Source organism: Bacillus sp. (in: firmicutes) (assembly GCF_031983925.1).
GTDB lineage: Bacteria > Bacillota > Bacilli > Bacillales > Bacillaceae_G > Bacillus_A > Bacillus_A pacificus.
Genome location: NZ_DALYZR010000001.1, coordinates 882,297 through 907,887, shown reverse-complemented (window position 1 = coordinate 907,887; position 25,591 = coordinate 882,297). Strand labels below are relative to the sequence as shown.

General features: G+C 33.6%; 27 protein-coding genes. 6 read left to right on the top strand and 21 right to left on the bottom strand.

Features of this window, described 5'->3' with window-relative positions; genetic code table 11:
* Positions 1-4: 4 nt before the first annotated feature.
* Positions 5-244: a DUF2584 domain-containing protein gene (locus RTP99_RS04785; protein WP_000667348.1), complete on the bottom strand. Its 240-nt coding sequence runs from the start codon at positions 242-244 to the stop codon at positions 5-7.
* Positions 245-428: 184 nt separating this feature from the next.
* Positions 429-686 carry a hypothetical protein gene (locus tag RTP99_RS04780; protein ID WP_001145040.1) on the bottom strand — a complete coding sequence of 86 codons (258 nt, stop codon included), beginning with the start codon at positions 684-686 and terminating at the stop codon, positions 429-431.
* 316 nt (positions 687-1,002) lie between these two features.
* Between RTP99_RS04780 and RTP99_RS04775 the strand changes: the two genes are divergently transcribed.
* The gene (locus RTP99_RS04775) at positions 1,003-2,058 is read left to right on the top strand and encodes an enoyl-CoA hydratase/isomerase family protein (protein ID WP_000134913.1); all 1,056 of its coding nucleotides are present in this window, start codon (positions 1,003-1,005) and stop codon (positions 2,056-2,058) included.
* A 223-nt stretch (positions 2,059-2,281) separates the two neighbouring features.
* Positions 2,282-2,914, top strand: a complete 633-nt coding sequence (locus tag RTP99_RS04770; protein WP_000572338.1) for a LysE family translocator — start codon at positions 2,282-2,284, stop codon at positions 2,912-2,914.
* Between the two features lie 70 nt (positions 2,915-2,984).
* Here RTP99_RS04770 and RTP99_RS04765 read toward each other — a convergent pair whose 3' ends face one another.
* From RTP99_RS04765 to RTP99_RS04730, 8 genes are all read right to left on the bottom strand, one after another.
* A complete protein-coding gene (locus RTP99_RS04765; RefSeq protein WP_000633356.1) occupies positions 2,985-4,445 on the bottom strand; it encodes a CoA-acylating methylmalonate-semialdehyde dehydrogenase in 1,461 nt (486 codons plus the stop codon).
* Positions 4,446-4,467: 22 nt separating this feature from the next.
* Positions 4,468-5,358, bottom strand: a complete 891-nt coding sequence (locus RTP99_RS04760) for an NAD(P)-dependent oxidoreductase (RefSeq protein ID WP_000719434.1) — start codon at positions 5,356-5,358, stop codon at positions 4,468-4,470.
* A 16-nt stretch (positions 5,359-5,374) separates the two neighbouring features.
* Positions 5,375-7,084, bottom strand: a complete 1,710-nt coding sequence (locus tag RTP99_RS04755; RefSeq protein ID WP_000416029.1) for an acyl-CoA dehydrogenase family protein — start codon at positions 7,082-7,084, stop codon at positions 5,375-5,377.
* Positions 7,085-7,238: 154 nt separating this feature from the next.
* The gene (gene prpB / locus RTP99_RS04750; RefSeq protein ID WP_000312648.1) at positions 7,239-8,147 is read right to left on the bottom strand and encodes a methylisocitrate lyase; all 909 of its coding nucleotides are present in this window, start codon (positions 8,145-8,147) and stop codon (positions 7,239-7,241) included.
* Positions 8,148-8,165: 18 nt separating this feature from the next.
* On the bottom strand, positions 8,166-9,602 hold the full coding sequence (gene prpD / locus RTP99_RS04745) for a 2-methylcitrate dehydratase (protein ID WP_000598149.1): 1,437 nt from the start codon (positions 9,600-9,602) through the stop codon (positions 8,166-8,168).
* A 98-nt stretch (positions 9,603-9,700) separates the two neighbouring features.
* Positions 9,701-10,822 (bottom strand): citrate synthase, encoded by a 1,122-nt coding sequence (gene mmgD / locus RTP99_RS04740; protein WP_041184530.1) that lies wholly within the window; start codon positions 10,820-10,822, stop codon positions 9,701-9,703.
* 416 nt (positions 10,823-11,238) lie between these two features.
* Positions 11,239-11,445, bottom strand: a complete 207-nt coding sequence (locus RTP99_RS04735; protein ID WP_000703223.1) for a hypothetical protein — start codon at positions 11,443-11,445, stop codon at positions 11,239-11,241.
* A gap of 15 nt (positions 11,446-11,460) precedes the next feature.
* On the bottom strand, positions 11,461-12,606 hold the full coding sequence (locus RTP99_RS04730; RefSeq protein ID WP_000440678.1) for an MFS transporter: 1,146 nt from the start codon (positions 12,604-12,606) through the stop codon (positions 11,461-11,463).
* Between the two features lie 237 nt (positions 12,607-12,843).
* Here RTP99_RS04730 and RTP99_RS04725 point away from each other — a divergent pair, with 237 nt between their 5' ends.
* Positions 12,844-13,125: a hypothetical protein gene (locus tag RTP99_RS04725; protein WP_000265000.1), complete on the top strand. Its 282-nt coding sequence runs from the start codon at positions 12,844-12,846 to the stop codon at positions 13,123-13,125.
* 101 nt (positions 13,126-13,226) lie between these two features.
* Here the strand turns inward: RTP99_RS04725 and RTP99_RS04720 are convergent, their stop codons facing one another.
* Positions 13,227-15,740, bottom strand: a complete 2,514-nt coding sequence (locus RTP99_RS04720; protein WP_001293992.1) for a PBP1A family penicillin-binding protein — start codon at positions 15,738-15,740, stop codon at positions 13,227-13,229.
* A 465-nt stretch (positions 15,741-16,205) separates the two neighbouring features.
* On the opposite strand from RTP99_RS04720, the gene RTP99_RS04715 reads away from it, so the two are divergent.
* On the top strand, positions 16,206-16,415 hold the full coding sequence (locus tag RTP99_RS04715) for a KTSC domain-containing protein (RefSeq protein ID WP_000970366.1): 210 nt from the start codon (positions 16,206-16,208) through the stop codon (positions 16,413-16,415).
* Positions 16,416-16,483: 68 nt separating this feature from the next.
* Here RTP99_RS04715 and RTP99_RS04710 read toward each other — a convergent pair whose 3' ends face one another.
* The 4 genes from RTP99_RS04710 to RTP99_RS04695 form a co-directional block, all read right to left on the bottom strand.
* Positions 16,484-16,696, bottom strand: coding sequence for a YqaE/Pmp3 family membrane protein (locus tag RTP99_RS04710; protein ID WP_000990223.1), 213 nt, complete (start codon positions 16,694-16,696; stop codon positions 16,484-16,486).
* A 201-nt stretch (positions 16,697-16,897) separates the two neighbouring features.
* The gene (locus tag RTP99_RS04705; protein ID WP_001053889.1) at positions 16,898-17,557 is read right to left on the bottom strand and encodes a DUF6944 family repetitive protein; all 660 of its coding nucleotides are present in this window, start codon (positions 17,555-17,557) and stop codon (positions 16,898-16,900) included.
* A gap of 147 nt (positions 17,558-17,704) precedes the next feature.
* Positions 17,705-17,905 (bottom strand): hypothetical protein, encoded by a 201-nt coding sequence (locus RTP99_RS04700; protein WP_000915130.1) that lies wholly within the window; start codon positions 17,903-17,905, stop codon positions 17,705-17,707.
* Positions 17,906-17,946: 41 nt separating this feature from the next.
* On the bottom strand, positions 17,947-18,282 hold the full coding sequence (locus tag RTP99_RS04695) for a hypothetical protein (RefSeq protein WP_001066864.1): 336 nt from the start codon (positions 18,280-18,282) through the stop codon (positions 17,947-17,949).
* A gap of 209 nt (positions 18,283-18,491) precedes the next feature.
* Here RTP99_RS04695 and gerPF point away from each other — a divergent pair, with 209 nt between their 5' ends.
* Positions 18,492-18,707 (top strand): spore germination protein GerPF, encoded by a 216-nt coding sequence (gerPF, locus tag RTP99_RS04690; protein WP_001141565.1) that lies wholly within the window; start codon positions 18,492-18,494, stop codon positions 18,705-18,707.
* 217 nt (positions 18,708-18,924) lie between these two features.
* On the opposite strand, the gene RTP99_RS04685 is transcribed toward gerPF, so the two are convergent.
* From RTP99_RS04685 to RTP99_RS04670, 4 genes are all read right to left on the bottom strand, one after another.
* Positions 18,925-19,260 (bottom strand): YolD-like family protein, encoded by a 336-nt coding sequence (locus RTP99_RS04685; protein WP_001000621.1) that lies wholly within the window; start codon positions 19,258-19,260, stop codon positions 18,925-18,927.
* A 537-nt stretch (positions 19,261-19,797) separates the two neighbouring features.
* A complete protein-coding gene (locus tag RTP99_RS04680; RefSeq protein ID WP_000864286.1) occupies positions 19,798-20,016 on the bottom strand; it encodes a hypothetical protein in 219 nt (72 codons plus the stop codon).
* A 651-nt stretch (positions 20,017-20,667) separates the two neighbouring features.
* Complete coding sequence (locus tag RTP99_RS04675) at positions 20,668-21,519, bottom strand: peptidylprolyl isomerase PrsA (RefSeq protein ID WP_000727491.1); 852 nt, start codon at positions 21,517-21,519, stop codon at positions 20,668-20,670.
* 453 nt (positions 21,520-21,972) lie between these two features.
* Positions 21,973-22,563 (bottom strand): hypothetical protein, encoded by a 591-nt coding sequence (locus RTP99_RS04670; protein ID WP_001157701.1) that lies wholly within the window; start codon positions 22,561-22,563, stop codon positions 21,973-21,975.
* A 274-nt stretch (positions 22,564-22,837) separates the two neighbouring features.
* On the opposite strand from RTP99_RS04670, the gene RTP99_RS04665 reads away from it, so the two are divergent.
* On the top strand, positions 22,838-23,032 hold the full coding sequence (locus tag RTP99_RS04665; protein WP_000412568.1) for a hypothetical protein: 195 nt from the start codon (positions 22,838-22,840) through the stop codon (positions 23,030-23,032).
* A 911-nt stretch (positions 23,033-23,943) separates the two neighbouring features.
* On the opposite strand, the gene RTP99_RS04660 is transcribed toward RTP99_RS04665, so the two are convergent.
* Positions 23,944-24,477, bottom strand: a complete 534-nt coding sequence (locus RTP99_RS04660) for a C1q-like domain-containing protein (RefSeq protein ID WP_011040300.1) — start codon at positions 24,475-24,477, stop codon at positions 23,944-23,946.
* Between the two features lie 605 nt (positions 24,478-25,082).
* Entirely contained in the window at positions 25,083-25,334 is a 252-nt protein-coding gene (locus tag RTP99_RS04655; RefSeq protein ID WP_000500083.1) for a DUF3947 family protein, read from the bottom strand.
* Positions 25,335-25,591 lie beyond the last annotated feature (257 nt).

Below are 25,591 nucleotides of genomic sequence, written 5' to 3'. Positions count from 1 at the left end.
CCTTTTAATTTACTGAATTTAGTGATACAAGTTGATAGTTTATTGTAGTTTTTCCGTTCTCCCATTCTAACTTTTGTATCATTGCACTACCGATTCTTTCTTCATTTGATTTATATAAAGGTAATATTTCTTGAACTGTAAATAAGTGATAGCCATCCAATTTTAATTGAAATATGTTTTCTTCTATATGTAATCTTACTTCTTTTTCATTTGAAATAATTTTTGTGTGCATCTCAAATTTCATGATAGATACAACCCCTTTTTCTAATCTCTACACTATTAATAGTATATTGGCTATGCAAGATTGACAAGTAAATACACGGTAAAGTACATACTTTTCTATTGCAACATGTTTTTTTATTTTCACATATAATACGGTATGTGAAATTTTACTCTTTCCAAAAATAAAAATGTCTCATATGACATCTTTATTTTTGGATAAAGTCTTTCATTACATAATATAAAACTGTAATGAAAACAATCGCTACAAAAAATGAAAATACTGCAACAATGTACCCATCTTTATTTAATAAAATGCAAAAAGAAATAGATATGATAAAAATCGGAAATACAAGTCGTACTTTATCCTTCACTTCCTCTGTCGTATCTGTATGATGAAAATACTGCGTTATCCCTATCATTAAAGAAGACAAAATAATCACCGACAATAGTAAAGGTACTGGCATTCCGATTTCTCCTTTCTCTATTTCTAATGAAAAGCAATTTTTCTTTCATTATAATCACTTCAAATACTCTTTTCGAAGTGATTATGTACAATTTACACATATATAATAGCGTGTTTATCATGGTAACTTCAAATAATTACAATTACAGTAATGTTGTAATATTCATTTTCAACCTCCAAAATCCTGCAAATATAACTCGTCAAAATATGCAGTGAACAAATTAACATATACCGCCAACTTTAGACAAAATTTATAAAGGACATTTCAGTACGTATAAAGAATTAAGAATAAGAAGATATGTAAGGGAGGATGAATTATGACTGAACACGTTTTATTTTCTGTTAGCGAAAACGGCGTTGCATCAATTACTTTAAACCGCCCAAAAGCACTTAATTCTTTATCTTATGACATGTTGCAACCAATTGGGCAAAAACTGAAAGAGTGGGAAAATGATGAGCGAATTGCGCTTATCGTATTAAAAGGAGCTGGCACAAAAGGTTTTTGTGCAGGTGGCGATATTAAAACTCTTTATGAAGCACGTTCAAATGAAGCTGCATTGCAGCATGCGGAACGTTTCTTTGAAGAAGAGTATGAAATTGATACATATATTTATCAATATAAAAAACCGATTATCGCTTGTTTAGATGGAATTGTAATGGGTGGTGGTGTCGGTCTTACAAATGGTGCGAAATACCGAATTGTAACTGAGCGTACGAAATGGGCAATGCCAGAGATGAATATTGGCTTCTTCCCAGACGTCGGTGCTGCTTATTTCTTGAATAAAGCTCCAGGGTATGCTGGCCGCTATGTCGCTTTAACAGCATCTATTTTAAAAGCTTCTGACGTATTATTTATAAACGCTGCTGATTATTTTATGGCATCTGATTCATTACCAAATTTCCTTACTGAACTGGAAAGTGTAAATTGGCATAAAGAAGATGATGTACATACTCATTTAAAAGAAGTCATTCGTACATTTGCAACTGCTCCAACATTAGAAAGCGAGCTTGCTCCTTCATTAGAAGAAATTAATTCACATTTTGCATTCGATACAATTGAAGAAATTATTCATTCATTAGAGAAAGATCAAAGTTCCTTTGCTTTAAAAGCGAAAGAAACGTTATTATCAAAATCTCCTATTTCACTAAAAGTAACATTAAAACAGTTTATTGATGGACAAGATAAGTCCGTTGAAGAATGTTTCGCTACTGACCTTGTACTTGCTAAAAACTTCATGAGACATGAAGATTTCTTTGAAGGAGTACGATCTGTTGTCGTTGATAAAGACCAAAATCCAAATTATAAATATAAGCAGTTAAGTGATGTTTCAGAAGAAGATGTAAACAGGTTCTTTAACTTACTTAATGCGTAAAGTGAAAATTTAATAAGTAGGGTTTATCTCCCTCTTATTATTAGTAGAAGCAATCGCCCTTTCATACGGGATAAAATTGAGGCTATATAGTCGTATAATTACACGCCTATATAGCCTTTTTCCTATTTAATAAATTTTAATAAAATTTAATTTTATTAAATCGAATTATGTGCTACACTATTTTTAATTAAATATTCTAAAAATAAAAGAAGGAGGAGCGACTATGATTGAAAATTATTTTCTTTTCATCATTATGTCTATTTGTCTTATTATTTTACCTGGTCCTGATACTGCAATGGCTACGAAAAACACATTAGTTGCTGGTAAGGTAGGCGGGGTGAAAACAGTGTTCGGTACATGTGTTGCACTATTGATTCATACTTTAGCAGCAGTAATCGGACTTTCCGCACTTATTGTAAAGTCAGCTCTTTTATTTTCTATTTTCAAGTACGTTGGAGCTCTATATTTAATTTATATTGGTATTAAAGCCCTTTTAGCAGTAAGAAATAAAGAAGGCGTCAATACGAACGATATATCTTTGAATAACGCAAACGAGCATACTTCTTGCTTTCGCCAAGGGTTTCTTACAAATTTATTAAACCCTAAAATCGCAGTCTTCTTTTTAACATTTTTACCGCAATTTTTAAATCCAAATCATAATACGTTTATCCAACTTCTTATAATGGGCCTTACTTACCTAGTTTTAACAGTTATTTGGTTCGCTTTTTATATATTTTTAATTGATAAAATTAGTGCTTTTATGAAAAAACCGAAGACACAACGTTATATTCAAGGGTTAACGGGAATTGTCTTAATTGGTTTTGGTATTAAACTAGCTTTTGAAAAAAGCAATTAACAAGAAGAAAACCACCACTATTCATAGTGGTGGTTTTCTTTTAACAACTGATTTGGCTGTCTACTTTATATTAAAACCAGCGCTCAGTTACAACTTTTTTACGTGTATAGAATTGAACGCCATCTGTACCATTTGTACCTAAATCACCAAAGAATGAAGCTTTATTTCCTGCGAATGCGAAGAATGCCATTGGTGCTGGAACGTTTACGTTTACACCGATCATACCCGCATCGATGTTATCACGGAACGTTTGTGCATGTTTACCGTTTGAAGTATAAATAACTGCACCATTTGCAAATTTAGATTGATTTGTTAGTTTAATACCTTCTTCTAAATCTTTAACTCGTACAATGCTTAATACTGGAGCAAAAATCTCATCTTGCCAAATTTTCATTTCTTGATTTACACCGTCAAAGATTGTCGCACCTACAAAGTAACCGTCTCCAACTTCTTCCTTAATTTTACGGCCATCTACTAATAAAGTAGCTCCATCTGCTACACCGCTGTTAATATAGCCTAATACGCGTTCTTTATGAGACTCACGAATTAATGGTCCAACATAATTATCTTCGTGGAAACCGTCACCTACTTTTAACTTCTTCGTCTCTGCTACTAGTACGTCGATGAACTCATCTGCAATTTCATCAACTACTGCTACTACTGAACATGCCATGCAGCGCTCTCCACTACTTGCAAATGCAGATCCGATTACACCTTGTACTGTTTTCTCAAGATTGCAATCTGGCATAACAATCGCATGGTTTTTCGCACCAGCTAACGCTTGTACACGTTTCCCGTGTTTCGTACCTGTTTCATATACGTAACGAGCTACCGGCTCAGAACCAACGAACGAAACAGCTTGAATATCTTTATTTTCTAAAATGCTATTTACAACATCTTTTCCGCCTTGTACTAAATTTAATACTCCTTTTGGAAAACCAGCTTCATAGAATAACTCTACAAGTCGCTCTGCTAAAAGTGGTGTTCTCTCAGATGTTTTTAATACGAATGTATTACCACAAGCAATTGCAAGCGGGAACATCCATAATGGAATCATCATCGGGAAGTTAAACGGCGTAATTCCAGCAACAACTCCAATTGGGTAGCGCCAAATTGATCCATCAATGCCGCTAGCAATATTCGGAAGTGCTTGTCCCATCATTAAATTTGGCGTAGATGTTGCAAGTTCTACTGCCTCAATACCACGTTGTACTTCTCCAGTTGCATCCGTTAATGTTTTACCATTTTCAAGCGTAATGATTTTTGCAAGTTCTTCTTTGTTTTCTTGTAAAAGCTGTAAATATTTATACAATTGTCTTGAACGATTCGGAACTGGTACTTTAGACCACGTTTCGTATGCTGCTTTTGCCGCTTCAACAGCTTTTTCAACATCTTCTTTCGGAGATAGCGGAACGTAAGCGATAATTTTTCCAGTCGCTGGATTCGGAACTGCTTCTACTTCTGTACCAGTAGATTCTACCCACTCACCATTAATATGATTTTTTACTCGTTTAATTTCAGTTGTAATCATTGTATTCTCTCCTTTGTATAATTTATTTTTGATTAGAAATTAATTGCTCGCTAACTTTCTTATATAAGGCAGCCATATCGTTTTCTCCATATCCAGCTTGACTCGCTTCGTCATATACGTTTAATAACATTTCGCTTACTGGTAAATGGAGTTCACTTTCCTTAGCTAAGTCAACTGCAAACCCTAAATCTTTCTTTAATAAATTCACAGTAAATCCTGGCTCGTAGTTTTCGGGTGCTATAAAACTTTTATAATTACGTTCATAAATTCTACTTTGACCGTAACTTACATTTAAAATATCAAACATTTTATCTAAATCCATATTGTTCTTTTTCGCTAATGTTAAAGCTTCACTCACACCAGCTGTATAAAAACCAATTAATAGGTTATTAATTAATTTAACTGTTGTCCCACTATCAATTTGCTCACTAACATGGAAAATGTTCGCACCTAGTACACCCATGATAGATTCCGTTTTCTCATATACCTCTTTTGATCCACCAACCATAAATGTTAATGTACGGTTTTCAGCTCCAATTACCCCACCACTAACAGGTGCTGCTAAAAAGTCTACTTTCTTTTCCTTTGCAGCTTCCTCTAACTGTTTGTTTAACTGTGGAGATACAGTACTTGTATCAATTAAAACTACATTCGAGTGACTATTTTCAAATAATCCTTCTTCGCCAAAATATACCGCTTCAACAGCGCGAGGTGAAGGTAAACTTGTAAAAATTACATCGCATGTTTCTGCTAGTTTTGAAATTGATAAGCCGATAATTCCGCCTTCTTTTTCAAAAGAAGCTTCAGCATTTTTATTTAAATCCACACCATATACTGTGTAACTTGATTTAACTAAATTTTTAGACATCGGAAGACCCATGTTACCTAAACCGATAAAACCAATCTTTTTCATATCGCTTTCCTCCTATTTACACAATATACTTTCCGCGATTTATAATAGCTTTCGCAATTTCTCTCTTTTTTGTAAATACGTTCGTGTATAAAGGCACTAGTAATTGACGAATTTCAGTTAAAATCACGTGTCTATCTTGTTCTTCTGTAATAGCCGCGGAAAGTATAGAAATCGCTGCTTCTTCTACTTTGCGATAGCCTTCTTCACAAATAACGTCAGTTATCATTTGTTTCGTACCCTCTTTTTCTGCACCATTTTTACTAATTGCTTTACTCGTACGTAAAAATGCTGATTCCATGACGTACACGTCCGTTAACATATTTGATAATACACGTGAATATTCTTGCTCTTGATCAATTTTTAAACCTGGAGTTTTAGAGAGCGTTTTCAAAGATTGTTTCAACAATTTTTTCGCTAATAAAATGTAACGATGGTTTCTTTCGACATTTTCTACATCAATCTCTATTTCAGTATCTTCAATTTGTTCCATTTGTTTCATTAACATTTTAGCAACTGTTAATCTATTAATTTCGTTCGTCCCTTCAAAAATACGACTAATTCTAGCATCACGGTATAATCGTTCTACTTCATACTCTTGCATATAACCGTAACCACCATGAATTTGTACAGCTTCATCTACGATATGACCAAGTGTTTCAGAAGCATTTACTTTATTCAGTGCACATTCAATAGCAAATTGAGACATTTGCTTCATAAGATCCTCATCACTCTCATGAATTGCTTCATCAATTACACCTGCTGTACGATAAGCTGCACTTTCTGCTCCATATGTAGCAATGATCATATTTGCAATTTTCTCTTGAATCATCGTAAAGTCTACTAATTCCGTTTGGAACTGTTTGCGTTCTTTTCCGTATTGAACGGACAATCCAATTGCTTGCTTTGCTGTTCCAATATTTCCAAAGGCAAGTTTTAATCTAGCGAAGTTAAGAATATTAAGAGCTACGTGATGCCCTTTCCCAACTTCCCCTAAAACATTTTCAGCAGGTATGACAACATCTTCTAAAATAAGAGTCGCTGTTGAAGAGCCTTTAATCCCCATTTTCTTTTCTTCTAGTCCAATGGATACGCCTTCACATGTTCTTTCGACAATAAACGCTGTCATTCCTTTATTTGTCTTCGCAAAAACAACGTATACATCTGCCATATGAGCATTTGTAATCCACTGCTTCTCACCATTTAACTTCCAAGCAGTTCCATCTTCATTTAATACTGCGCTCGTTTTTGCGCTTAATGCATCAGAACCGGCATTTGGCTCAGTTAAAGCATAAGCCCCAACCCATTCTCCTGATGCAATTTTCGGCAAATATTTTTCTTTTTGTTCTTTCGTTCCGTAATATATGTAAGGCAATGTACCTACACCAGCGTGTATATTAAATGAAACGCTAAATGCACCAGCGTATCCCATTTTTTCTGCTACAAGCCCTGAAACTGCCTTTCCTAATTCGAATCCGCCATATTCTTCTGGGACTTCGATACTTAACAATCCAAGTTCTCCAGCTTTCTCAAACAATTGACGAGAAACTTTATAGTTATGTTGTTCAATATTCTCCATTTGTGGAACAATTTCTTGTTTAACGAATTGTTCTGTCGTTTTTGCGATTAAATCTTCATCTCCTGAAAAATCTTCTGGCGTAAAGAAAGCATGATTCACATCTTTATTAAGTGAAAAAAATTCATCCCACGGTAACTTCGTTTTCTCCATCTGAATCCCCCTATCATTTCGGCCTTACTTGCTACTACATATGCTCGTCTACGATGAGTGGAATATCTTATTTTTGAAAACAGAAGGCGATGAATTTTCACATCAAGCAGTTTATTTTGCCAAAGATGTACTCTCATCGCCTTAGTTGTTTTATCTATTGATCTTCTGATAATACTGTTTTTGCAATTCCAGTATCTAATTCTTCAAAGTCATGATATGAAATTGTTTCATATAACTCACTTCTCGTTTGCATATTTGAAAGTGCATCTTTTTGAGAACCAGTTTCCTTAATTAAAGTAAACACATGCTCATACGCTTTCGCTGCAACACGAAGTGAAGTTACAGGGTAAATAACCATTTGGAAGCCCATATTCGCAAATTCCTCTGCACTATAATACGGCGTTTTCCCAAACTCAGTCATGTTGGCAAGTAAAGGTGCATTTACTTTACTATTAAATAGACGGAACTCTTCTTCTGATTGAAGCGCTTCTGGGAATATTGCATCTGCACCTGCTTTTACATAGGCGTTTGCTCTTTCAATTGCTTCATCCAAGCCCTCTACACCGCGAGCATCTGTGCGCGCTACAATATATAAGCTCGGTGCAACTTCTTTGATCGCTTTAATCTTTTGAACTAATTCTTCTGTCGTAACGAGTTTTTTACCATTTAAATGTCCACATTTTTTTGGTAATTGTTGATCTTCAATTTGAACAGCTGCTACTTTCGCTTCCACCATTTCTACTGCTGTTCTCGCTACATTTAGGACACCACCGAATCCAGTATCAATATCAACAAGAACTGGTAAGTCTGTAGCTCTTACTAGATCCCTCGCTCGCTCTGCTACTTCAGTAGAAGTCACGATTCCTAAATCAGGTAGCCCTTTACTTGCAGTATAAGCTGCTCCTGATAAATAAAGAGCTGAAAAACCTGTATTTTTCGCAACAAGAGCTGCCATTGCGTCATGAGCACCTGGAATTTGCAAAATTTCATTTGCTTCTACTAAAGCTCGGAAGCGATTCGCAAGCTCCTCTTGTGTTGACTGTTTATTCACAACCCAAGCCATTCTAAATTCCCCCTATTATTAAATTAAGAATAGATCTACAAATTCATTTACATTCATATTTTCTAGTTTCTCTTCATTTAAACAAGCTTCATGAATTTGTTCTTGTTGCTTACTAGAATAATGACCTGCCATATTTGCAGTGAATTTTTGAACAACTTTTGGAATTGCTTCGTCTCTACGGAAACGGTGACCAAGTGGATATTCACATTCCACATTTTCTGTTACAGTTCCATCTTTGAAATGAACTTGAACAGCGTTGGCGATTGAGCGCTTGTTCGGGTCAAGGTAATCTAAACTGTACTGTTTATTTTCAACAACAACCATCTTATTACGTAATTCATCTACACGTGGATCATTTGCTACTGCATCCTCATAATCATCCGCAACGATATCTCCTTTTAATAAACCAATTGCCGTAATGTATTGTAAGCAGTGATCACGATCAGCCGGGTTATTTAATGGACCTTCTTTATCAATAATACGAATTGCTGATTCATGAGTTGTAATTGTAATACGGTCAATTTCATCTAATCTTTCTTTAATTTCTGGATGTAATTTCACAGCACATTCTGCAGCTGTTTGTGCATGGAATTCTGCAGGATATGAAACTTTAAATAATACATTTTCCATTACATATGACTCTAGTGGTCTTGCTAATTTTAATTCTTGTTTATTAAATAATACATCTTGGAATCCCCAGCCCGGTGCAGATAATGCTGTCGGATAACCCATTTCACCTTTTAAGGCAGTCATTGCAAGATGAACACCGCGGCTCGTTGCATCACCTGCTGCCCATGATTTACGTGAGCCTGTATTTGGAGCATGACGATATGTACGAAGACTAGAATTATCAATCCACGCATGTGATAATGCATTAAAGATTTCTTCACGTGTTCCGCCAAGCATTTTTGCAACTACAGCAGTTGTTGCTACTTTTACATATAATACGTGGTCAAGACCAACTCTGTTTAAGCTGTTTTCTAAAGCAAGTACACCTTGAATTTCATGTGCTTTAATCATCATTTCTAATACTTCACGTACTTTTAACGGTTCTTTTCCTTCTGAAATACGAACACGGCTAATATAATCTGCCACAGCTAAAATTCCGCCTAGGTTATCAGATGGATGTCCCCACTCTGCTGCAAGCCAAGTATCGTTATAGTCTAACCAACGGATCATACAGCCGATATTAAATGCACCTTTCACAGGATCAAGTACATATGACGTGCCTGGTACACGTGTACCATTTGGCACGATTGTTCCTGGTACAACTGGTCCTAATAATTTCGTACATTCTGGATATTGTAATGCTAAAATTCCGCATCCAAGTGTATCAAGTAATACGTAACGAGCAGTACTAAATGCTTCTGCACTTGTTACCTCTTTACTTAATACATAATCGGTAATCTCTTCTAATAATGCATCTTTTTGTTTAATTTCATTTGTTTTAATCATGCTATCCTTCCCTTTCTGTCGAAAATTCGTTATTATTAAGGATGGGTGTCGGTCAAACACCCATCTGGCGGGCGGCGCTAACAACTCCCCAGTTGTTCTTATTTACTAAGCACATGTCGCTCGCCAATATAATTTACACGTGGACGGAACAAACGATTGTTCGCATGTTGCTCAATAACGTGTGCACAAAGCCCTACTGTTCTAGAGCTAAAGAAGATTGGTGTGTACAGTTGAATTGGAATACCAAGCATCCAATATACTGGAGCTGCGTAATAATCAAGGTTTGGATAAATTCCTTTTTCCTTCTCCATAATCTTTTCTCCAGCTTCACACATCTCATATAGTGTATAATCACCCTTCACATCACATAACTGCTTTAAAGCTTCCTTCATCATCAATGCTCTTGGATCCATCTTCTTCATGTATACACGATGTCCAAAGCCCATAATTTTTTCTTTGTTATATAGTTTCTTCTGTAATAACTCTTCAAACTTTTCAACATTACCAGCTTCTAAAAGCATGTACATAACCGCTTCGTTCGCACCGCCATGTAAGCTACCTTTTAAAGATGCAACCGCACCTGTTAAAGCACCATATAAGTCGGATTGCGTAGACGCAATAACGCGCGCTGTAAATGTAGAGTTTGGCATTTCATGTTCACTATATAAAACAAGGGAACGATCAAAAATCTTCTCCTCAAGTTCAGTTGGTTTTTTACCTGTTAACATATAGAAGAAATTCGCGCTATATGATAATTCCTTAAGTGGTTCGATTGGCTCTTCATTATTTAAAATATGATAGCTATTCGCTACAATGTTTGGTACTTTACTCAATAACTTGTATCCGCGGCTTTTGTTTACTTCTAACGAGCGATTTTCAATATCATTATCGTAACCAGCTAATGCGGACACACCTGTACGCAATCCATCCATAGGGTGTGTTTCTTTCGGTAATGCCTTTAATACGTTAAATACACCTTCTGGTACCGCGTATTCTTCTTTTAATTTCTTTTCAAGTTTTGCTTTTTCATCCTCATTTGGTAGATGTTCTTCCAATAAAAGGTGCACAATGTCTAAATACTCTTTTGTTTTTGAGAGTTCGATTAAATCATACCCTTGAATTACAATTTCACCTTTTACTGTGTCAAGAAACGAAATCTTCGTCTCCGCTGCCACTATACCATCTAATCCCGGGGAAAATTTTTCTTCAGCTTTCATCATTATTTCCTCCAATCCTAATAGATCTTCGTGCACATAACTGTAAGCCTTTACAATATTGCGAAACTACATTTCTATTTCAATGTATCAGAGTTTTTAGAAGATTTCAATTTATTTTATAATGATAAGTTTCCTATACTTTTACCGATGTAACAATACAGTTTTTCAACAATAACTTTCATATTTTATAAAGAAAGGACAGACTTCTCTTTATTTATCTTTAAAACAAAATATAAAGTTGATTCATATAATCCCATTAAATATGTATCTACTTTGCAATTGCTTTTACTAAATAAAAAAGCGAGCTGTATTCATATACAGCTCGCTTTTCGCATTATATTTATTTCACTATTCTCTAAATATAATTTCCATATAAAATTTATTTATTTTTAATAAAGTTATTATTTTACGTAATTAAATTAAATTCCTTCCATTTCCTCATGATAACCTACAACTAAATCATAGTTTTGAAAGTACCAAAGATCATCAACATCTACAAAAAATAGAATGCCTTCCTTCTCAACTGACACGATTTCCCCATCTGGTTGCTCTGCAACAATCTCTAAAGATATACGTAATTCTTCTTTAAACCATTGTAGAGCTTTATCATCAATTGAAATTTTCATCTTTGTTCCTCCAGTTTACGCAAATTCTTTTTTACTTAATCGTTGTTTTACAAGAACGACAAAAATAATTAAAGCAATTAACCCTGAAATTGCACTACCCGCAAATAAAATACGGTAACCAAACATTTGCGAAACAACTCCAAGTAAAATCGCACCCAATCCAATTCCTAAATCAAATGCAGTAAAAAATGAAGCGTTAGCAACTCCTCTTTTACTCGGGTCAACAATTGTAAGCATCGCCGCTTGCAAAGCTGGTTGTGCTGAGCCAAATCCAATACCGTATAATATTGCTGCAATCATTACACCCGTCAAACCATTTGAAAGAGTTAATACAACGATAGCTAAAATAGTAATGCATAATGCTGGGAGTATGATGAATACTTCTCCAAATTTATCTAATAGTTTCCCTGAAATTGGCCTTACAATTGTTAAAGCAATTGCATACACAAGAAAGAATGTCCCAGGATTCACATCAATTGACGATGCAAATAGCGGTAAAAACGTCGTAATCCCTCCATATGCAAATGATAAAAAAAATACAACTATCGTAATGGATAGTACGGATTTTTCAAACAGTTGCATTTTCCCTTTTTCTTTTTGTGGTGTGAATGGCATTTTCGTCATTAATGATAATAAGACTGCCATAATGGATAAAAGAGTTGCTAATAAGAAAAGGCCGTGAAATGAATAATTTTGTACAACCAATAATCCAATCATTGGGCCGATTGCCATTGCAATCGTCATAGCCATCCCATACCAACCCATACCTTCGCCACGGCGTGAATCTGGAATAATATCAGTTATCGCTGTTCCAATAGCTGTTGTAGAAACAGCCCATGTTACTCCGTGAATAACACGTAAAATAGCTAAAAGGATAATAGTCGTCGCTAAATTATAAGAGTACATCGTTAACCCAAAAAAGATGAGCCCGAAAATAGTAAAGGATCTTCTACCATATTGATCCAACATCCCTCCAATAATCGGTCGTATTACAACCGCCGCTATTGTAAACATTCCCATCATAAGTCCGACTTGTGATTCATTGCCACCTATCTCTTTAATAAAAAGTGGGAGCGTTGGAACAAGTAAATAAAACCCTGTAAATAAAAATAACATTGCGAAAGTCATTTGAATAAATGATTTCGTCCATAATCGTTCCATTCATATTCCTCCATAAACACGTAAGTTATTGCAATTAACACCTCCATTTTACAGTTTCTTCGTTCCTTTTCCGTCCGTAAATAGACGTATCTTTTTATAATAAATGGTCCAAAATCAATTTAAATTGGTCTTACAACTTTATACGTATGTTTTAGCCTAAAGTCCCATTTATTTGTACCTTTATATGTGTGAAAAGAATATACTACTTTATTATCGCAATTTAGGAGTGATTATGTTATGTGGATCTCTTCAAGAGTAACAGCCGTCGTTCCCTCGACTCCTGGGATACACGTTCCAGCCATTCATACAGCTAGTTCCGATGTAGGAATTGAACTTCCTGCAACTTGGCAACAATATCAAATTCCAGGTCAAATTACTCCCTCATTTTGGCATCATGGCGCACATCCAAGTAGTACCACCTTTCAAAGCCACGCCTATCCTCCGTTACCCCAGTCTCAAATTTTTTATCATTTTCCTTCAATTTATTTTCAAAACTTCTATGGTACTTTTAATATTTAAAATACATTGTCTCATAGTTACTGCATTTAAAAGAAAAAAGCACTTAAGATTGTAATTTTTACAAATCTTAAGTGCTTTTTAATATTTTTTATAAAATTTTCTTATTGTCCATTATTAGCAGGGGCCTCTCCTGCATTACCGCCAGTATTTGGTTCTGTGGTCGCTGGTGGAGTCGTATTTCCTTGGCCTCCTCCGTTATTCGCTGGAGGTGTCGTATTTCCTTGGCCTCCTCCGTTATTTGCTGGAGGTGTCGTATTTCCTTGACCTCCCCCGTTATTTGCTGGAGGTGTCGTATTTCCTTGACCTCCTCCGTTATTCGCTGGAGGTGTCGTATTTCCTTGGCCTCCTCCGTTATTTGCTGGAGGTGTTGTATTTCCTTGGCCATTTCCATTATTTTGTTCATTTTGTTTCTTTTCTTCTTCTTGTTTCTTTTGCTCTTCTAGTTTCTTTTGTTCTTCTTGCTTCTTAAGTTCCTCTTGTTTCTTTTGTTCTTCTTGTTTTTTAAGATCTTCTTGTTTCTTTAATTCTTCTTGCTTTTTCTCTTCTTCAGTCTTTTGCTGTTGATCTTGTTTTGGTTGTTCCGTTGTATCAGGTACGCTCGTATTTGGAGAAGAATCACGTTTTTCCCCTTTTATACGTAGCTCACTACCTTCTTGAATAACACTACTTGGCATTTTAAAGCTTGATTTGTCAGTAGCAAACTTACTCATCATTTCTTTAAAGATCAACTGTGCAATTTTCGTATTTTTACTACTAATATACTCGTCTTTACCATCTTTCATATATCCAGTCCATACCGCCATCGTATATTGCGGCGTATAACCTGCAAACCAACTATCCCGGGTTGCACTTTCTGGAATGTTATATTTCGCTAGTTGTTTTGAATCATAGTTTGTTGTACCTGTTTTACCAGCTACATCTAAAGAACTTATATTTGCCGCTGTACCAGTACCAGATGTTACTACTGAACGAAGCATATCAGTAATCATATATGCTGTAGAGTCAGCTATAACTTGTTTTGGTTTTTGCTCAAAACTTTGTGACTTACCGTCTGGATAAACTACTTTCTTAACAAAATGCGGTTTTGCATACTTTCCACCATTACCAAATGTCGCATAAGCACCTGCTATTTCAGTTGGTGATACTTCGTTTGTACCAATCGCTGTAGATTCTGCCGGCGGTTTATTAAATGTAATACCTAATTTCTCAGAGAATTCCTTTGATTTATTCAGTCCTACTTCTTTTGCAGTTTTAACTGCTGGAACGTTACGTGACATTTTTAGCGCTTCACGCATAGTAATTGGGCCTAAGTGACTTCTATCCGCATTTCGAAGTTCTTGTCCAGTTGAATATTTAAATGGAGAATCATCAATTTGATGATACGTAGCCCATTTTAAGTATTCAATTGCAGGACCGTAATCAAAGATTGGCTTCATAGTTGAACCAGCTGCACGATCTAATTCAATTGCCATATTATGCCCTTTAAATACTGCTTTATTTTCACCGCGTCCACTACCTATAGCACGAACTTCTCCTGTTTTCGTATCCATAAATGTGAAAGCACCTTGGAACTTATCATTTGGATAATTAATAATATTGTCATTTAAAATCTTATCAGCAAATTCTTGTGCTTTCGGGTCTAATGTTGTATAAATTTCTAAGCCATCAGATCCAATATTAACATCTGGTATTTCTTTTTCTACTTCTTTCACTACGGCATCCATAAATGCAGTATGCGGCATTGTTTGAAGTTCCGTTGCTGTCTTAAGTCCCTTTGTCACTTCAACTTTTGAAGCTTCTTCCATTTCTGCCTTCGTAATATAGCCATGTCGATTCATTAATCCTAGTACAACATTTCTTCTTTCTGTTGCTCTTTGAATATTCTCCGTTTTCGTTGGATCATAGTTATTCGGTGCTTTCGGTAAACCTGCAAGCATCGCAACTTCTGGTAATGTTAAATCTTTCAATTCTTTACCATAGTAGTTTTGTGCTGCTGTTGCGATACCATATGAACGGTTTCCTAAGTTAATTTTATTTAAATACATTTCTAAAATTTCATGTTTTGAATATTGTTGTTCTAGTTTATACGCTAAATATATTTCCTGGACCTTACGTTTTGATGTTTTTTCCATCGATAAGAAGTAGTTTTTAATAACCTGTTGCGTTATTGTACTTCCACCTTGTGAACCGTAATCTCCTTTAAGACTCACCAAGACAGCACGGGCAGTACCTTTAAAGTCTACTCCACTATGCTCATAAAAACGTGAATCTTCTGTTGCTAAAAATGCATTTTCTACTAATTTAGGAATTTGATCATACGTAACATTCGTCCGCTTTTCTTTCCCGTATTCATATACCAAATCGCCATTTTTATCATAAATTTTTGAGGATAACGGATTAACAAGTTTTGCTTTCTCAAGTTTCGGTGCATCCTTAATCATTACGAAGAAGGTAGCAACTCCCCCCACTAAACCAACAATACCAAGTAATAAACAAGTAATTAAAAACTTGCGAAAAAATGATGTTTTACCTTTTGGTTTTTGTGTTTTAGAAGCTGGCTGTTTTTTCTTTTTAACTTGTCGTCGCTCCTCTCGAGAACGATAATTTTCTGACATGTTACTTTCTCCTGCCTTTCAATTCTCCCGTTGATTTACTTAAAAATATTGAGGTCACTTTCTAAAATAAATTTAATTAAGAAAGTATATTGACCTGGAGCATTCAATATTTTCCTAATTCACAGATTATAAATTTTAGAATGCTTGTTACACAAAGTATTTTCACTTCTATTTTTCTAATAATGCTGCCCCTTTAAGCATAGAATGTAAAAAGTGAATTTTTAATACCTCGTATAAATAATATACCTTTTTTTCAAATGGTCAATATTTTCTTATTTATAAATCAAAGGTGAAATAAAAATAGCACAACGATATGTACTTCGTGTGAACTTCCTTATAATTACGTATAACGAACATTTAATATATTGCATATAAGTATAATACCTCTTTAATTATAAAGATTTCAACATCACAACCTCAACAGCTATAAGAAATTATTAAAAATGAAAAGTGAGGAGTTGCGTAATGATGGAGTTATCTCCCGTGATTTCCAAAACTATAGTTGCTGTTGGATATAATCCTTTTTCTATGATTTTACGCATTCAATTAAAGAATGGACTGTATGATTTCTTTAACGTTCCTGAAAACATTTACACCGGTTTACTAAACGCACACTCAAAAACGAATTATCACAATACTTATATTAAAAATTCTTACCGCTACACCAAAATATAAACTTAACCAGAATAAAAAAAGAAAGGAGGTGGTCCCCCCTTTCTTTTTAAAATCGTTTCACAACTCAGCTATCTTCTGTTCTTTTTATTTATTTCATCATATGCTTGAATTTGTTTTTTTAAACGCCGATCTGCTTTTTTATCATGTACAACTAATATCGCATGAATAACGCCTGGAACCCAAAATATTAATGTTAATATGAAATTAATTATTGCTTGAAATGGTTTTCCACAAAATAATACGGCTACAGGTGGAAGAAGAATTGCCAACAAATACATCATTTCTTGAAAACTCCTTATTTTGTATTTTTCTCTCTCCATACGCTATACAAACCAATGACTTTTGCATTTCTAATATTTTTATTAACCACTAATAACTGTTCTACTGTTATATATTCTCTTTCAATGTCAAAAAACCTACCACTTCAACTTTTCTACTTATGTAAAATTGAAATTTTACATACAATCTTTCCATGAACAATTTCATATGATTATTTTTTCTAATCTTTCTTCTTTCTCTATGATAGTTAATCCAATTGCAGAAATAACAGTTCCTATCGCTTGTATCCAAACACCAATGAGTGCTATTATTCTCTCATCTTTCTGATCAACTATACTGTCTTCATTTTCGATTCTATTCTTCATCACATTAATAATGCCTTGATACGCTTGAAGTCCAGCCCCTAAACTTTGCAGAGAATTGCCTAGTATTATTATTTTCTGTACCGTTTTAATCTGAAGCAAAGCCGCTTCTACTCCTAAAAGAGCTCCAATCGATTGTAAGCTATTCCCTATAATTATAAGATAATCATTCTCTTTCAATTGTTCCTTTATATTAAAATATGTTCCTATTACATTTGATATATTTCCTAACGCTAATAACTCAATGCCCATTTTATCGAGCATTTCACTTTTATTCTCCAAACACATACTTTGATTTTCTCTTTCACCTTCATCTTCGGTTTCATTACTCGCTATAATTTGCAATATATACCCGAGGGCTTGTAATGAGCTTCCTACAATTACAATTTTCGATTCAGCTTTCTCCTCCCCGATAAATCCTCTTGTCGTCCCAATTGCCGCTGTAAGATTTCCTCCTACTTGAAACCATGCTCCTGTCACTTTTAAACCGCTTAGATTCATTCTTATCACCTATTTAGAAGTTTTCTAGTGCTTTCGAAATACATAAATGCCCTCCTTTAACTCATATTTATTTTCTACATTTAATTTTGTGCATTCTATAGTGTGTTAAAAATACAAAAAAGAGTAACCCATAACAGTTACTCTTTCCTATATATCAAAAAAATCATTATTTATTTCATTATTGCTTTTAAATTTCAACTTCTCTTTCCCGCACTTCTCACACCTATACACATAAGCTACACCTAGCTTACCACTTTTGAAATCTTCATTATCCTGCATCTTAATAAAACTATATTTATGTTTACAGTGAGATTCGTCTAAAAAATTTTCAAACCATTTTTTCAACATAGAACTGTTCACCTCTATGAAAGAATCTTCATCTTGTCTTATTACATACTTTTACTTAAATACTCAATCTCATGTTGTAACTTTTTAAATTGTTCAAAATGCATAGTGATAGATTGACTGTTTCCATACTCAGCACTATGCTTCACCAATAAAACACCCGTGTCATGAAAAAACGCGTCAAGCTCTTTTCTAATGGATACTTTCATTATATGCGCCGTTTTAATAGCCGATAAAATTGCAATTTCATTAAACTTTAATTTTATTTCATTTGGACAAAATGCTTCTTCAATCAATATAACTTCATTGCTATAAATAAGTGCAACAAGATTACTTGACTTTGCATCTGTTAAATCTACTTTTTTTATAACATTATTCATTACATTTTGCCTCCTTTGTTTTCGTATATGATAATTATACAATTTTCATTTTTAATTACGTAACCTTACATTCAGTTTAACACACTTTTATTATGGGATTAAGCTACACTTCAAACGTTTTACTATTCCGCAATTTTTGTTAGATGAACCATTTGGACTATAAGACCATATAGTAGTGTTAACAAATGATTGTAAAGTGGGTGAAAACTATGCCCTCAGTTGTAGGGAATTTAGTTGTACAAAATAGTAACGGTTCATTTAACTTAGGTGATTTCTACAACGTTTCTCCAAAAGAAAATACGAAGGCTTATAATGGATCTGGCGCTTCCAACGTTGGTTTTGTTGTTAATACTTTTAATGGTGTGAGTGCGACTAATACGTTTGATTCTGACCTTGCGGATCAAAACCAAGTCGGTACAGCTTAACCCTATTTTTTCATCGTTCTGTTTAAGAATTTTAAATTTGTCCATACTATAATCAGGCTGTTATACAGCTATTGTTGATTTTTGGAGTACCCTATCTTTTTCTCCCTTTCCCTGGGGCTTAGCAGCTAGTATGAAGCTAGCTGCTTTTCCGTTTCATTTTTTCTGTTCCACATCTAACATAACGTAAAGTAAGCTAAAAGTTAAATTTTAGCTTACTTTACGTTATTTCAATAATATCCGTGGTATTAAATACGTAAGTTTTATAAAACGCGTCAGTACACATTACAATGCGCTTTAGCGGATTTATATGTACAACTGTCATATAGCTTGTAAGTATGTACCCATCTTCAAAATATGTCACCAATATTTCTTTCTCAGACAATAATGACATTAATAATTTATCAGAAATTCCCTCTTTTGCTTCTTTTGTTAAGAATGGTTTTTGTACTTTAAATTTCTCCCCAATAACCTTTCGCATACTTAATAACTGTTCCGACATTACTGTAAATGGAACCCATTCTCTTTTTGCTCTTTGCATCTTTACATCATTCATTTCTCTATCTCCTCGATTATTTATCCATTCTATTTCAAACATATTGTGCTTCGATTATTCTTTAATAATTGCTCGGCTCATATTTCTCCCGCATGAACAGGTAAGAAATCTCCTACCTCAAAATTCAAGACATACAAGGAAAGTAAGTCGAAGATCAACTCCCCGTAAACACCCGCTAATTACAGTTTCACTTTATTTCTAAATCTTATACTATCTACACTCAAAAGAACATTCGTTCTAATTATACACGAACTTACGTTCTTTTGAGAAGAGATTTATTTTTTCTTCATCAAATGATCTTTTCACTTCCTATTAAATGGGAGGTGAAAAGATCAACTAAAAAGTTTTAATTTTTTCGAGTTTATTAACCATCTATAAATGAAAGCATATATTATAAAGAACGAACTCACAAAATTTAAGGGATTTATAATGGACCTCCATTCGTTCCTTATGAATTTCTATGAAAAGAGAGCAATTTAAACACTCTCTTTTCGTACATACTGCATAAAACTATTCATTAATAATTCACTCTAATTATTAAATATATTTTGGTTGTACTATTATATGTAACTCCCTCTCTGTTACTGCTTTTTTCGGGTTTCGAAAATACTCTAATTCGTATTTTAATACCTCATATTCAACCATCCCGATTTTAATCCCTTTCGTTTCTTTTAAAATAGCTAATAGGTTATTTATATCTTCATCATACGATTCAAAAATTTTTCCTCCGTCTTCTCTTTGAAAAATTACTTTCACATTTTCTCCCCCTACATAATTTATTTATCTATTCAATAATTCATTTAAAAGTATTCATTCTTCTCCTTAAAATTTCATACTAAAAAGAACATCCATCTTAATAGAATGCTCTGCTTTTCACTTCATTTAACGTCAATATATTTCAATCTTATTGTATGTTTCATTCTGCAAATTATGTTTATCCACTTCTATAAAGTGAAACTTTAATCAGTGGGGGGGTTCTTCATCCCCCACTGATTATTAGTTGAACCAATCGGACTTTTATGGGCAGTTCATCCCTATCTAACTTCTTTGCTTTCGCTGAATTTTGAGATGGGGGTCTTACTGCCCATTAAAATGGGGTAAAGTGAAACTTTAATCCACTCAAGCTTTGTTCATTCCTGACTAATAATTAGCCTACGCAAATCTTACTGCCTACAAATAATGGGCTAAAATTAATTAATTCGTTTTATATTTAATGAGATGAAACAAAACATTATAATATCAACATTCTACGAAGTAATGATTAACCTACTTCAAGATAATTACATAAATTTCCATTGTAATTCTTAATATTTATATGTAATATTGTATTGTCTTACTATCTATTTATAACTCACACACTAACTAGAAAAGGGAACCTTTAAAGGTTCCCTTTTCTAATTACAGTCATTATTTCTTTTCTAGAAATTCAAATGTCTTTTTAAACTCTTTATCATTCACCTTAATATCAGCATCTTTCAATAAATCATTGACTACTTGTTGCTTCCATTTACCTGTCGTGTCTTGTAGTCTTTGCTGTTCTAAATCTTTACGAATATCATCTTTCACTTCATCAAATGGCTTCAATTCTTTTTTATCTGTCACTTTAATAATATGGTAACCGTAAGTTGTTTTTACTGGATCACTTACTTGTCCTGCATCTAATTTATATGCAGCTTCCTCAAATTCTTTCACCGTTTGCCCTGGTGCAAAACCAGCTATTTCTCCGCCTTGTTCTTTGGAACCGGTATCCTCTGAGTATTGCTTCGCTAAAGCCGCAAAGTCTTCACCATTATTTACTTTCTCTTTCACTTCTTTAGCAGTCTTTTCATCTTTCACTAAAATGTGACTTACTTTCAGTTCTGGCTTATAGTTATCTTTGACATCTTTTTCTGTGACAGTAGCTTTAATCGCTTTTTCAAATGCAATTTCTGGCTTCATTTTCTCTTTTAATTCATCTTCATTTTTCAATCCAACTTGCTCTAAAGTCGATTTGAAATTGTCGCCCATTTTATCTTTTGCTTCTTCTACTTGTTTTTTTGCTTCTTCATCTGAAACTTTATATTTATCTAGCAATGCCTTACTTAACACCATTTGATATAAAGTACTTTCCCCATATTTTTGTCTTAACTCTTTACTTAACTCTTTCTCTGTAACATTTCCTACTTTTGATGTTACTACGTTACCTGAGGAACCACATGCAGATAATGCCAGTACTACGCATGAAATAATTGTTCCTAAAAATAGCTTTTTCTTTTTCAATCCAAAATACCTCACTTTTATTATTATATAAGAATAACTATACAGTGTTGTTGTGTATACAATGTGTTTTCTAGATGTAATTCATTTCATGTGAAAAAACTATGTACCATTATATAACATTAGTTAATCAATCTATCTTTTGCACTAATACTAGAATTATTTTCTCTATTACTACTAATCTTCGTTTTTTGTAATTAATCTTCTTTATACGATGAAACATATGTATGAACGCTAATTTACTGTATTTTTTGTGATTATTCTATATTAACAAAAACAATTTATCTCTCATTTCTTTTATATTTCAATTCAAAAATACTATCTTTACACTCTATATAAGATTCAGTAACAATTTTATCAGTGGAAGCCTCGTTTATCGCCCGCAATAACTCTACAAAGTAACGTTAATGCATACGAAAAAGACATTTCCTATTAATGAAAATGTCTTCTCACAATTTAATAAAACAGTTTTGGTGTTAAATCTGTATTTTGTAATTGTGCACTTTCCCTGCTCGAAACACAGCTTGTGGAGAATAATATTGGGATACCACAAACGTCATCGTTCATTACATCATGAAATACATTTGCAGCAACACCAGTAAATGTTTGACATAAATTAGAAATATCATCGTTAAAAAATTGAATCACTTGCGCAGCAAAAACTGGAAAGACAACATTTGACCCACCAGGGAGCTGTGGTTGTACAACAACTTGTTCAAAATAAGGATTATTTTCTAACGCCACTTGAAATAAATGGGCAATTTCAAATACATCTAGAGGACATGGAAATGGATTTACAATGTCATTTTCCTTATTAGTGACAATAACTGTTACACTTACATTCCCAAATTCTACAAAAGATTTTAGGAGCGTTGCTAACGCTCTCGCTTTTTCATCACTTAACGCGTGCACCAAAATAATATAATTCCCGCCAACTGGAATCAACGGACCAACTGTAACAGTTGGATCAGCACCAATTGAATTTTTTAACTCATTAAAATATGTGATCCACGGCGGTGAAAGCTGAGCTTGTACATTTTCTTGCACTCTTTCATTACCTCCTAATACAATTCTTACTATTATGATATGTAGCAAGGAAAAAAGTGTATTAGATAGATTACTTATTTTCCACTTTTATATATTATATTATTTAAACATTCCATAAAATATTCTTAGTCTGTACTCTGTTTCCACATTTTTACCATTCTATAAAACTCCATATCATTATCAACTCAACTAAAAGTTCATATTATATTAGTACGTCTTTATAATACGAACGAAAAAACGCAGTATACAATACTGCATCATAGGAGCTGATTTCATGGAGAAAAAACCTATTGTTTTCAAAGTCCCACCAAATTCAAAATTAAAAGTTACATTTTTCGGTCCTTGTAACGAAGTAATTACAAATGTTTCTATAATTAATCAACTTTCCACACCTAAATGTCAAACTATTACACAATATCCAAACTATACGAAATATGAAACTGAAGTACGATCATTATCGAGCTGTTAATCCATTCTATACAAACTCTTTACAATTTGGTTAACTACACAACCTTATTAATAGACTAAAATTACTCATTTCATGATATTCCATTGATAATTTATTGATTTTTCACACATTTACATCAACCGAACATATATTATCGTATGGAGATTATCCACTCATAAAACCTATCTTTCTTTAGAGCGTACTTTTTATGTATGCTCTTTCTTTATTTACTTCACGTGAAATATAAACCGGATCACTTTTATATTTCACATGGGGTAAATTGACCTGCCTTTTGTAAACAATCTAGTCAAGGTTCCCCTCACAATACTCCTTTATTTATTATACACTCACTACTCTGTTAAATTTGTGTATCCATTCAAGCATCATTCATCTAATATATTTTCCTTCTAAATTGACCAAAGATGTATTAACATTCTTTATATACTCAGGGAGGTCAAATATGTTCAAGTTTCATCCGATACTACTCATCTTAGGATTTATTTTATTTTTGTATAGTGTACTTGTTCTTAATGTTATCAATAGCACTACCTGCACAAACCGATGTTAAATATGTAATTTCTATATAGTAATGAAAAAGCCTGTAATTATACGGACATAAATTAAGATATCTTTTTATACCGTTAGGCAACTAGCAAATGTAACGCCAAAGAACTTTTACAACCTTGTTACTTACTCTTTTTATTACCTGCAGAAGATCTATACTTAAAATAAGATAGTCCTTTCAACATCAAAACTGTAAAAAATAATTTTAAAACTTTACCTTTCATCATTACATCTTTAGCATATGAAATTTTCATGAAACAAACTATATTTAATCCATTTACTTATATATTAAAAAAAACAATAATAATCCCCCACCATTCGGTACAGGGGATTAACTAGACCTACTGAAAAGTATTTTATTCTCTTCGTTATTTAATTGGAGAAGGGAATCTTGCTGCTTCAAAATGTGAGCCGTCTTCCGAAGTACTTAAAACTCCGTCTATGCTACTTTGTGCATAAACCTCAACTTGATCTCCTTCATGCAATTGAATAATCGTCGAAACACTTACTACATTTCCAAAACCTATTGGACCAAAAAAGTCATTATCTATAGCTATTGCTGCGTTTCCATTCACACGAATTTCTACACGAGCTCTATAATTTAAATTAAAATCATTTGGAAAAAAACCAATCGTACCAATAATAGAGTAAACCCCTCTAGTCTTCGGAATAAAAATAGATGTTGCTGGATTATACTCATTTGCTAAATCAAATTGTTCATCCTGGAATAATACCTTTACAAAAGTATTGGCAGGAACCGTTTGATCCACCGTATTTCTAGCTCTAAATGCTGATGCCCTAACAAGGTTGTCCTTGTTGTCATTACACTTACTATCGTTCTTACAGTTATGCTGTTTCTTTTTATATTCTTTACAATACTTACAGTAGTAATAGCAAGACATACTCGTTCCCCTTTCATGCTTATTACTCCAGATTATGTAAAAAAGATTCGCAATGTTTGGACGAACTATTGTTTCCCCCCCTATACTTGTCGCCTATTTATATACACGTAAGCGGAAGACATATCAATAACACCACAACCTAGTAGTATAGTAATCTCTATTCAAACTTGATAAATCCTTTCCTTATCTATTTTACTTTTTATGCATAAAAAAGAACGAATCTACATTCGTCCTTTCACACATTTTATGGTCCAAAGCTTATCATCCAACCTAACATGAATCCAAATATAGAAAACAGTAGCATAAAAAGATATAAATAAGGTAATTCCTATTCTTTCTTTAATCGGTTTCTTCTCACAAAACACTCAACTTGTAGTATATACGGGGATTATCTCATGGATTATTTACAAATTATATGTGGGAACTATTTGACGCTTACATAAACACAATTTCATCCCCCTCAATTGTACCCGCCATTTGTAAGCAATAAGACTCACATCTCAAAATTCGGCACATACGCAAAAGTTAGGTGGGAGCCGTGTTGCCTGATTGGTAAGAGCTAATAATCCGTTTGGAACCTGCTCCCAATTAATAAAAATTTTTCTTTATAGATTAAATACAGTTCCATATGGGATAGTAAGAAAAGAACTTCCATACGGTGTGATTTGATGCACTGGATAAAAATACTCCATGGATGAATAATACGGCTGGATACCTTGTTGCTGCATTTGCATTTGTTGTTGCATTTGTAACGCTTGTTGAACAGCTTGAACTGTACTTTGTGCTCCGCTAAACGTGATTGATGTACCATACGCTGGTCGCATACTAGGTTGATTAGCAAAATATGAATAAAACATTATTTCCAACTCACTTCCATATAAGCTATTACAAATCATAGTATGATTCTTTTTTTAGGAAGTGCTGAAAACTAGCACGTTAACTTTTAGTAAGTTTCTCATTTTATTCTTTCTTTTAATATCTTCAATTTCATATTTCAATTATTAAACATGATTGAATTTTTAAAGCATAATAAAAAAATGAATAACCTTACATAAAATTCTAAATGGAACTTCATTAGACTCTAACTTAATTAAACTTATAATTATCATCAAAT

Excerpts from the sequence above, each read along its gene's own strand:
- prpB (WP_000312648.1), bottom strand. The coding sequence starts at position 8,147 with ATGGCTTGGGTTGTGAATAAACAGTCAACACAAGAGGAGCTTGCGAAT.
- RTP99_RS04705 (WP_001053889.1), bottom strand. The coding sequence starts at position 17,557 with ATGAATCTAAGCGGTTTAAAAGTGACAGGAGCATGGTTTCAAGTAGGA.
- prpD (WP_000598149.1), bottom strand. The coding sequence starts at position 9,602 with ATGATTAAAACAAATGAAATTAAACAAAAAGATGCATTATTAGAAGAG.
- RTP99_RS04720 (WP_001293992.1), bottom strand. The coding sequence starts at position 15,740 with ATGTCAGAAAATTATCGTTCTCGAGAGGAGCGACGACAAGTTAAAAAG.
- RTP99_RS04665 (WP_000412568.1), top strand. The coding sequence starts at position 22,838 with ATGGAGAAAAAACCTATTGTTTTCAAAGTCCCACCAAATTCAAAATTA.
- RTP99_RS04700 (WP_000915130.1), bottom strand. The coding sequence starts at position 17,905 with ATGTTGAAAAAATGGTTTGAAAATTTTTTAGACGAATCTCACTGTAAA.
- RTP99_RS04760 (WP_000719434.1), bottom strand. The coding sequence starts at position 5,358 with ATGAAAAAGATTGGTTTTATCGGTTTAGGTAACATGGGTCTTCCGATG.
- RTP99_RS04715 (WP_000970366.1), top strand. The coding sequence starts at position 16,206 with ATGATGGAGTTATCTCCCGTGATTTCCAAAACTATAGTTGCTGTTGGA.
- RTP99_RS04655 (WP_000500083.1), bottom strand. The coding sequence starts at position 25,334 with ATGTTTTATTCATATTTTGCTAATCAACCTAGTATGCGACCAGCGTAT.
- RTP99_RS04775 (WP_000134913.1), top strand. The coding sequence starts at position 1,003 with ATGACTGAACACGTTTTATTTTCTGTTAGCGAAAACGGCGTTGCATCA.
- RTP99_RS04770 (WP_000572338.1), top strand. The coding sequence starts at position 2,282 with ATGATTGAAAATTATTTTCTTTTCATCATTATGTCTATTTGTCTTATT.
- RTP99_RS04765 (WP_000633356.1), bottom strand. The coding sequence starts at position 4,445 with ATGATTACAACTGAAATTAAACGAGTAAAAAATCATATTAATGGTGAG.
- RTP99_RS04755 (WP_000416029.1), bottom strand. The coding sequence starts at position 7,084 with ATGGAGAAAACGAAGTTACCGTGGGATGAATTTTTTTCACTTAATAAA.
- RTP99_RS04780 (WP_001145040.1), bottom strand. The coding sequence starts at position 686 with ATGCCAGTACCTTTACTATTGTCGGTGATTATTTTGTCTTCTTTAATG.
- RTP99_RS04695 (WP_001066864.1), bottom strand. The coding sequence starts at position 18,282 with ATGAATAATGTTATAAAAAAAGTAGATTTAACAGATGCAAAGTCAAGT.
- RTP99_RS04710 (WP_000990223.1), bottom strand. The coding sequence starts at position 16,696 with ATGATGTATTTGTTGGCAATTCTTCTTCCACCTGTAGCCGTATTATTT.
- RTP99_RS04735 (WP_000703223.1), bottom strand. The coding sequence starts at position 11,445 with ATGAAAATTTCAATTGATGATAAAGCTCTACAATGGTTTAAAGAAGAA.
- gerPF (WP_001141565.1), top strand. The coding sequence starts at position 18,492 with ATGCCCTCAGTTGTAGGGAATTTAGTTGTACAAAATAGTAACGGTTCA.
- mmgD (WP_041184530.1), bottom strand. The coding sequence starts at position 10,822 with ATGATGAAAGCTGAAGAAAAATTTTCCCCGGGATTAGATGGTATAGTG.
- RTP99_RS04660 (WP_011040300.1), bottom strand. The coding sequence starts at position 24,477 with ATGTCTTGCTATTACTACTGTAAGTATTGTAAAGAATATAAAAAGAAA.
- RTP99_RS04785 (WP_000667348.1), bottom strand. The coding sequence starts at position 244 with ATGAAATTTGAGATGCACACAAAAATTATTTCAAATGAAAAAGAAGTA.
- RTP99_RS04685 (WP_001000621.1), bottom strand. The coding sequence starts at position 19,260 with ATGAATGATGTAAAGATGCAAAGAGCAAAAAGAGAATGGGTTCCATTT.
- RTP99_RS04730 (WP_000440678.1), bottom strand. The coding sequence starts at position 12,606 with ATGGAACGATTATGGACGAAATCATTTATTCAAATGACTTTCGCAATG.
- RTP99_RS04725 (WP_000265000.1), top strand. The coding sequence starts at position 12,844 with ATGTGGATCTCTTCAAGAGTAACAGCCGTCGTTCCCTCGACTCCTGGG.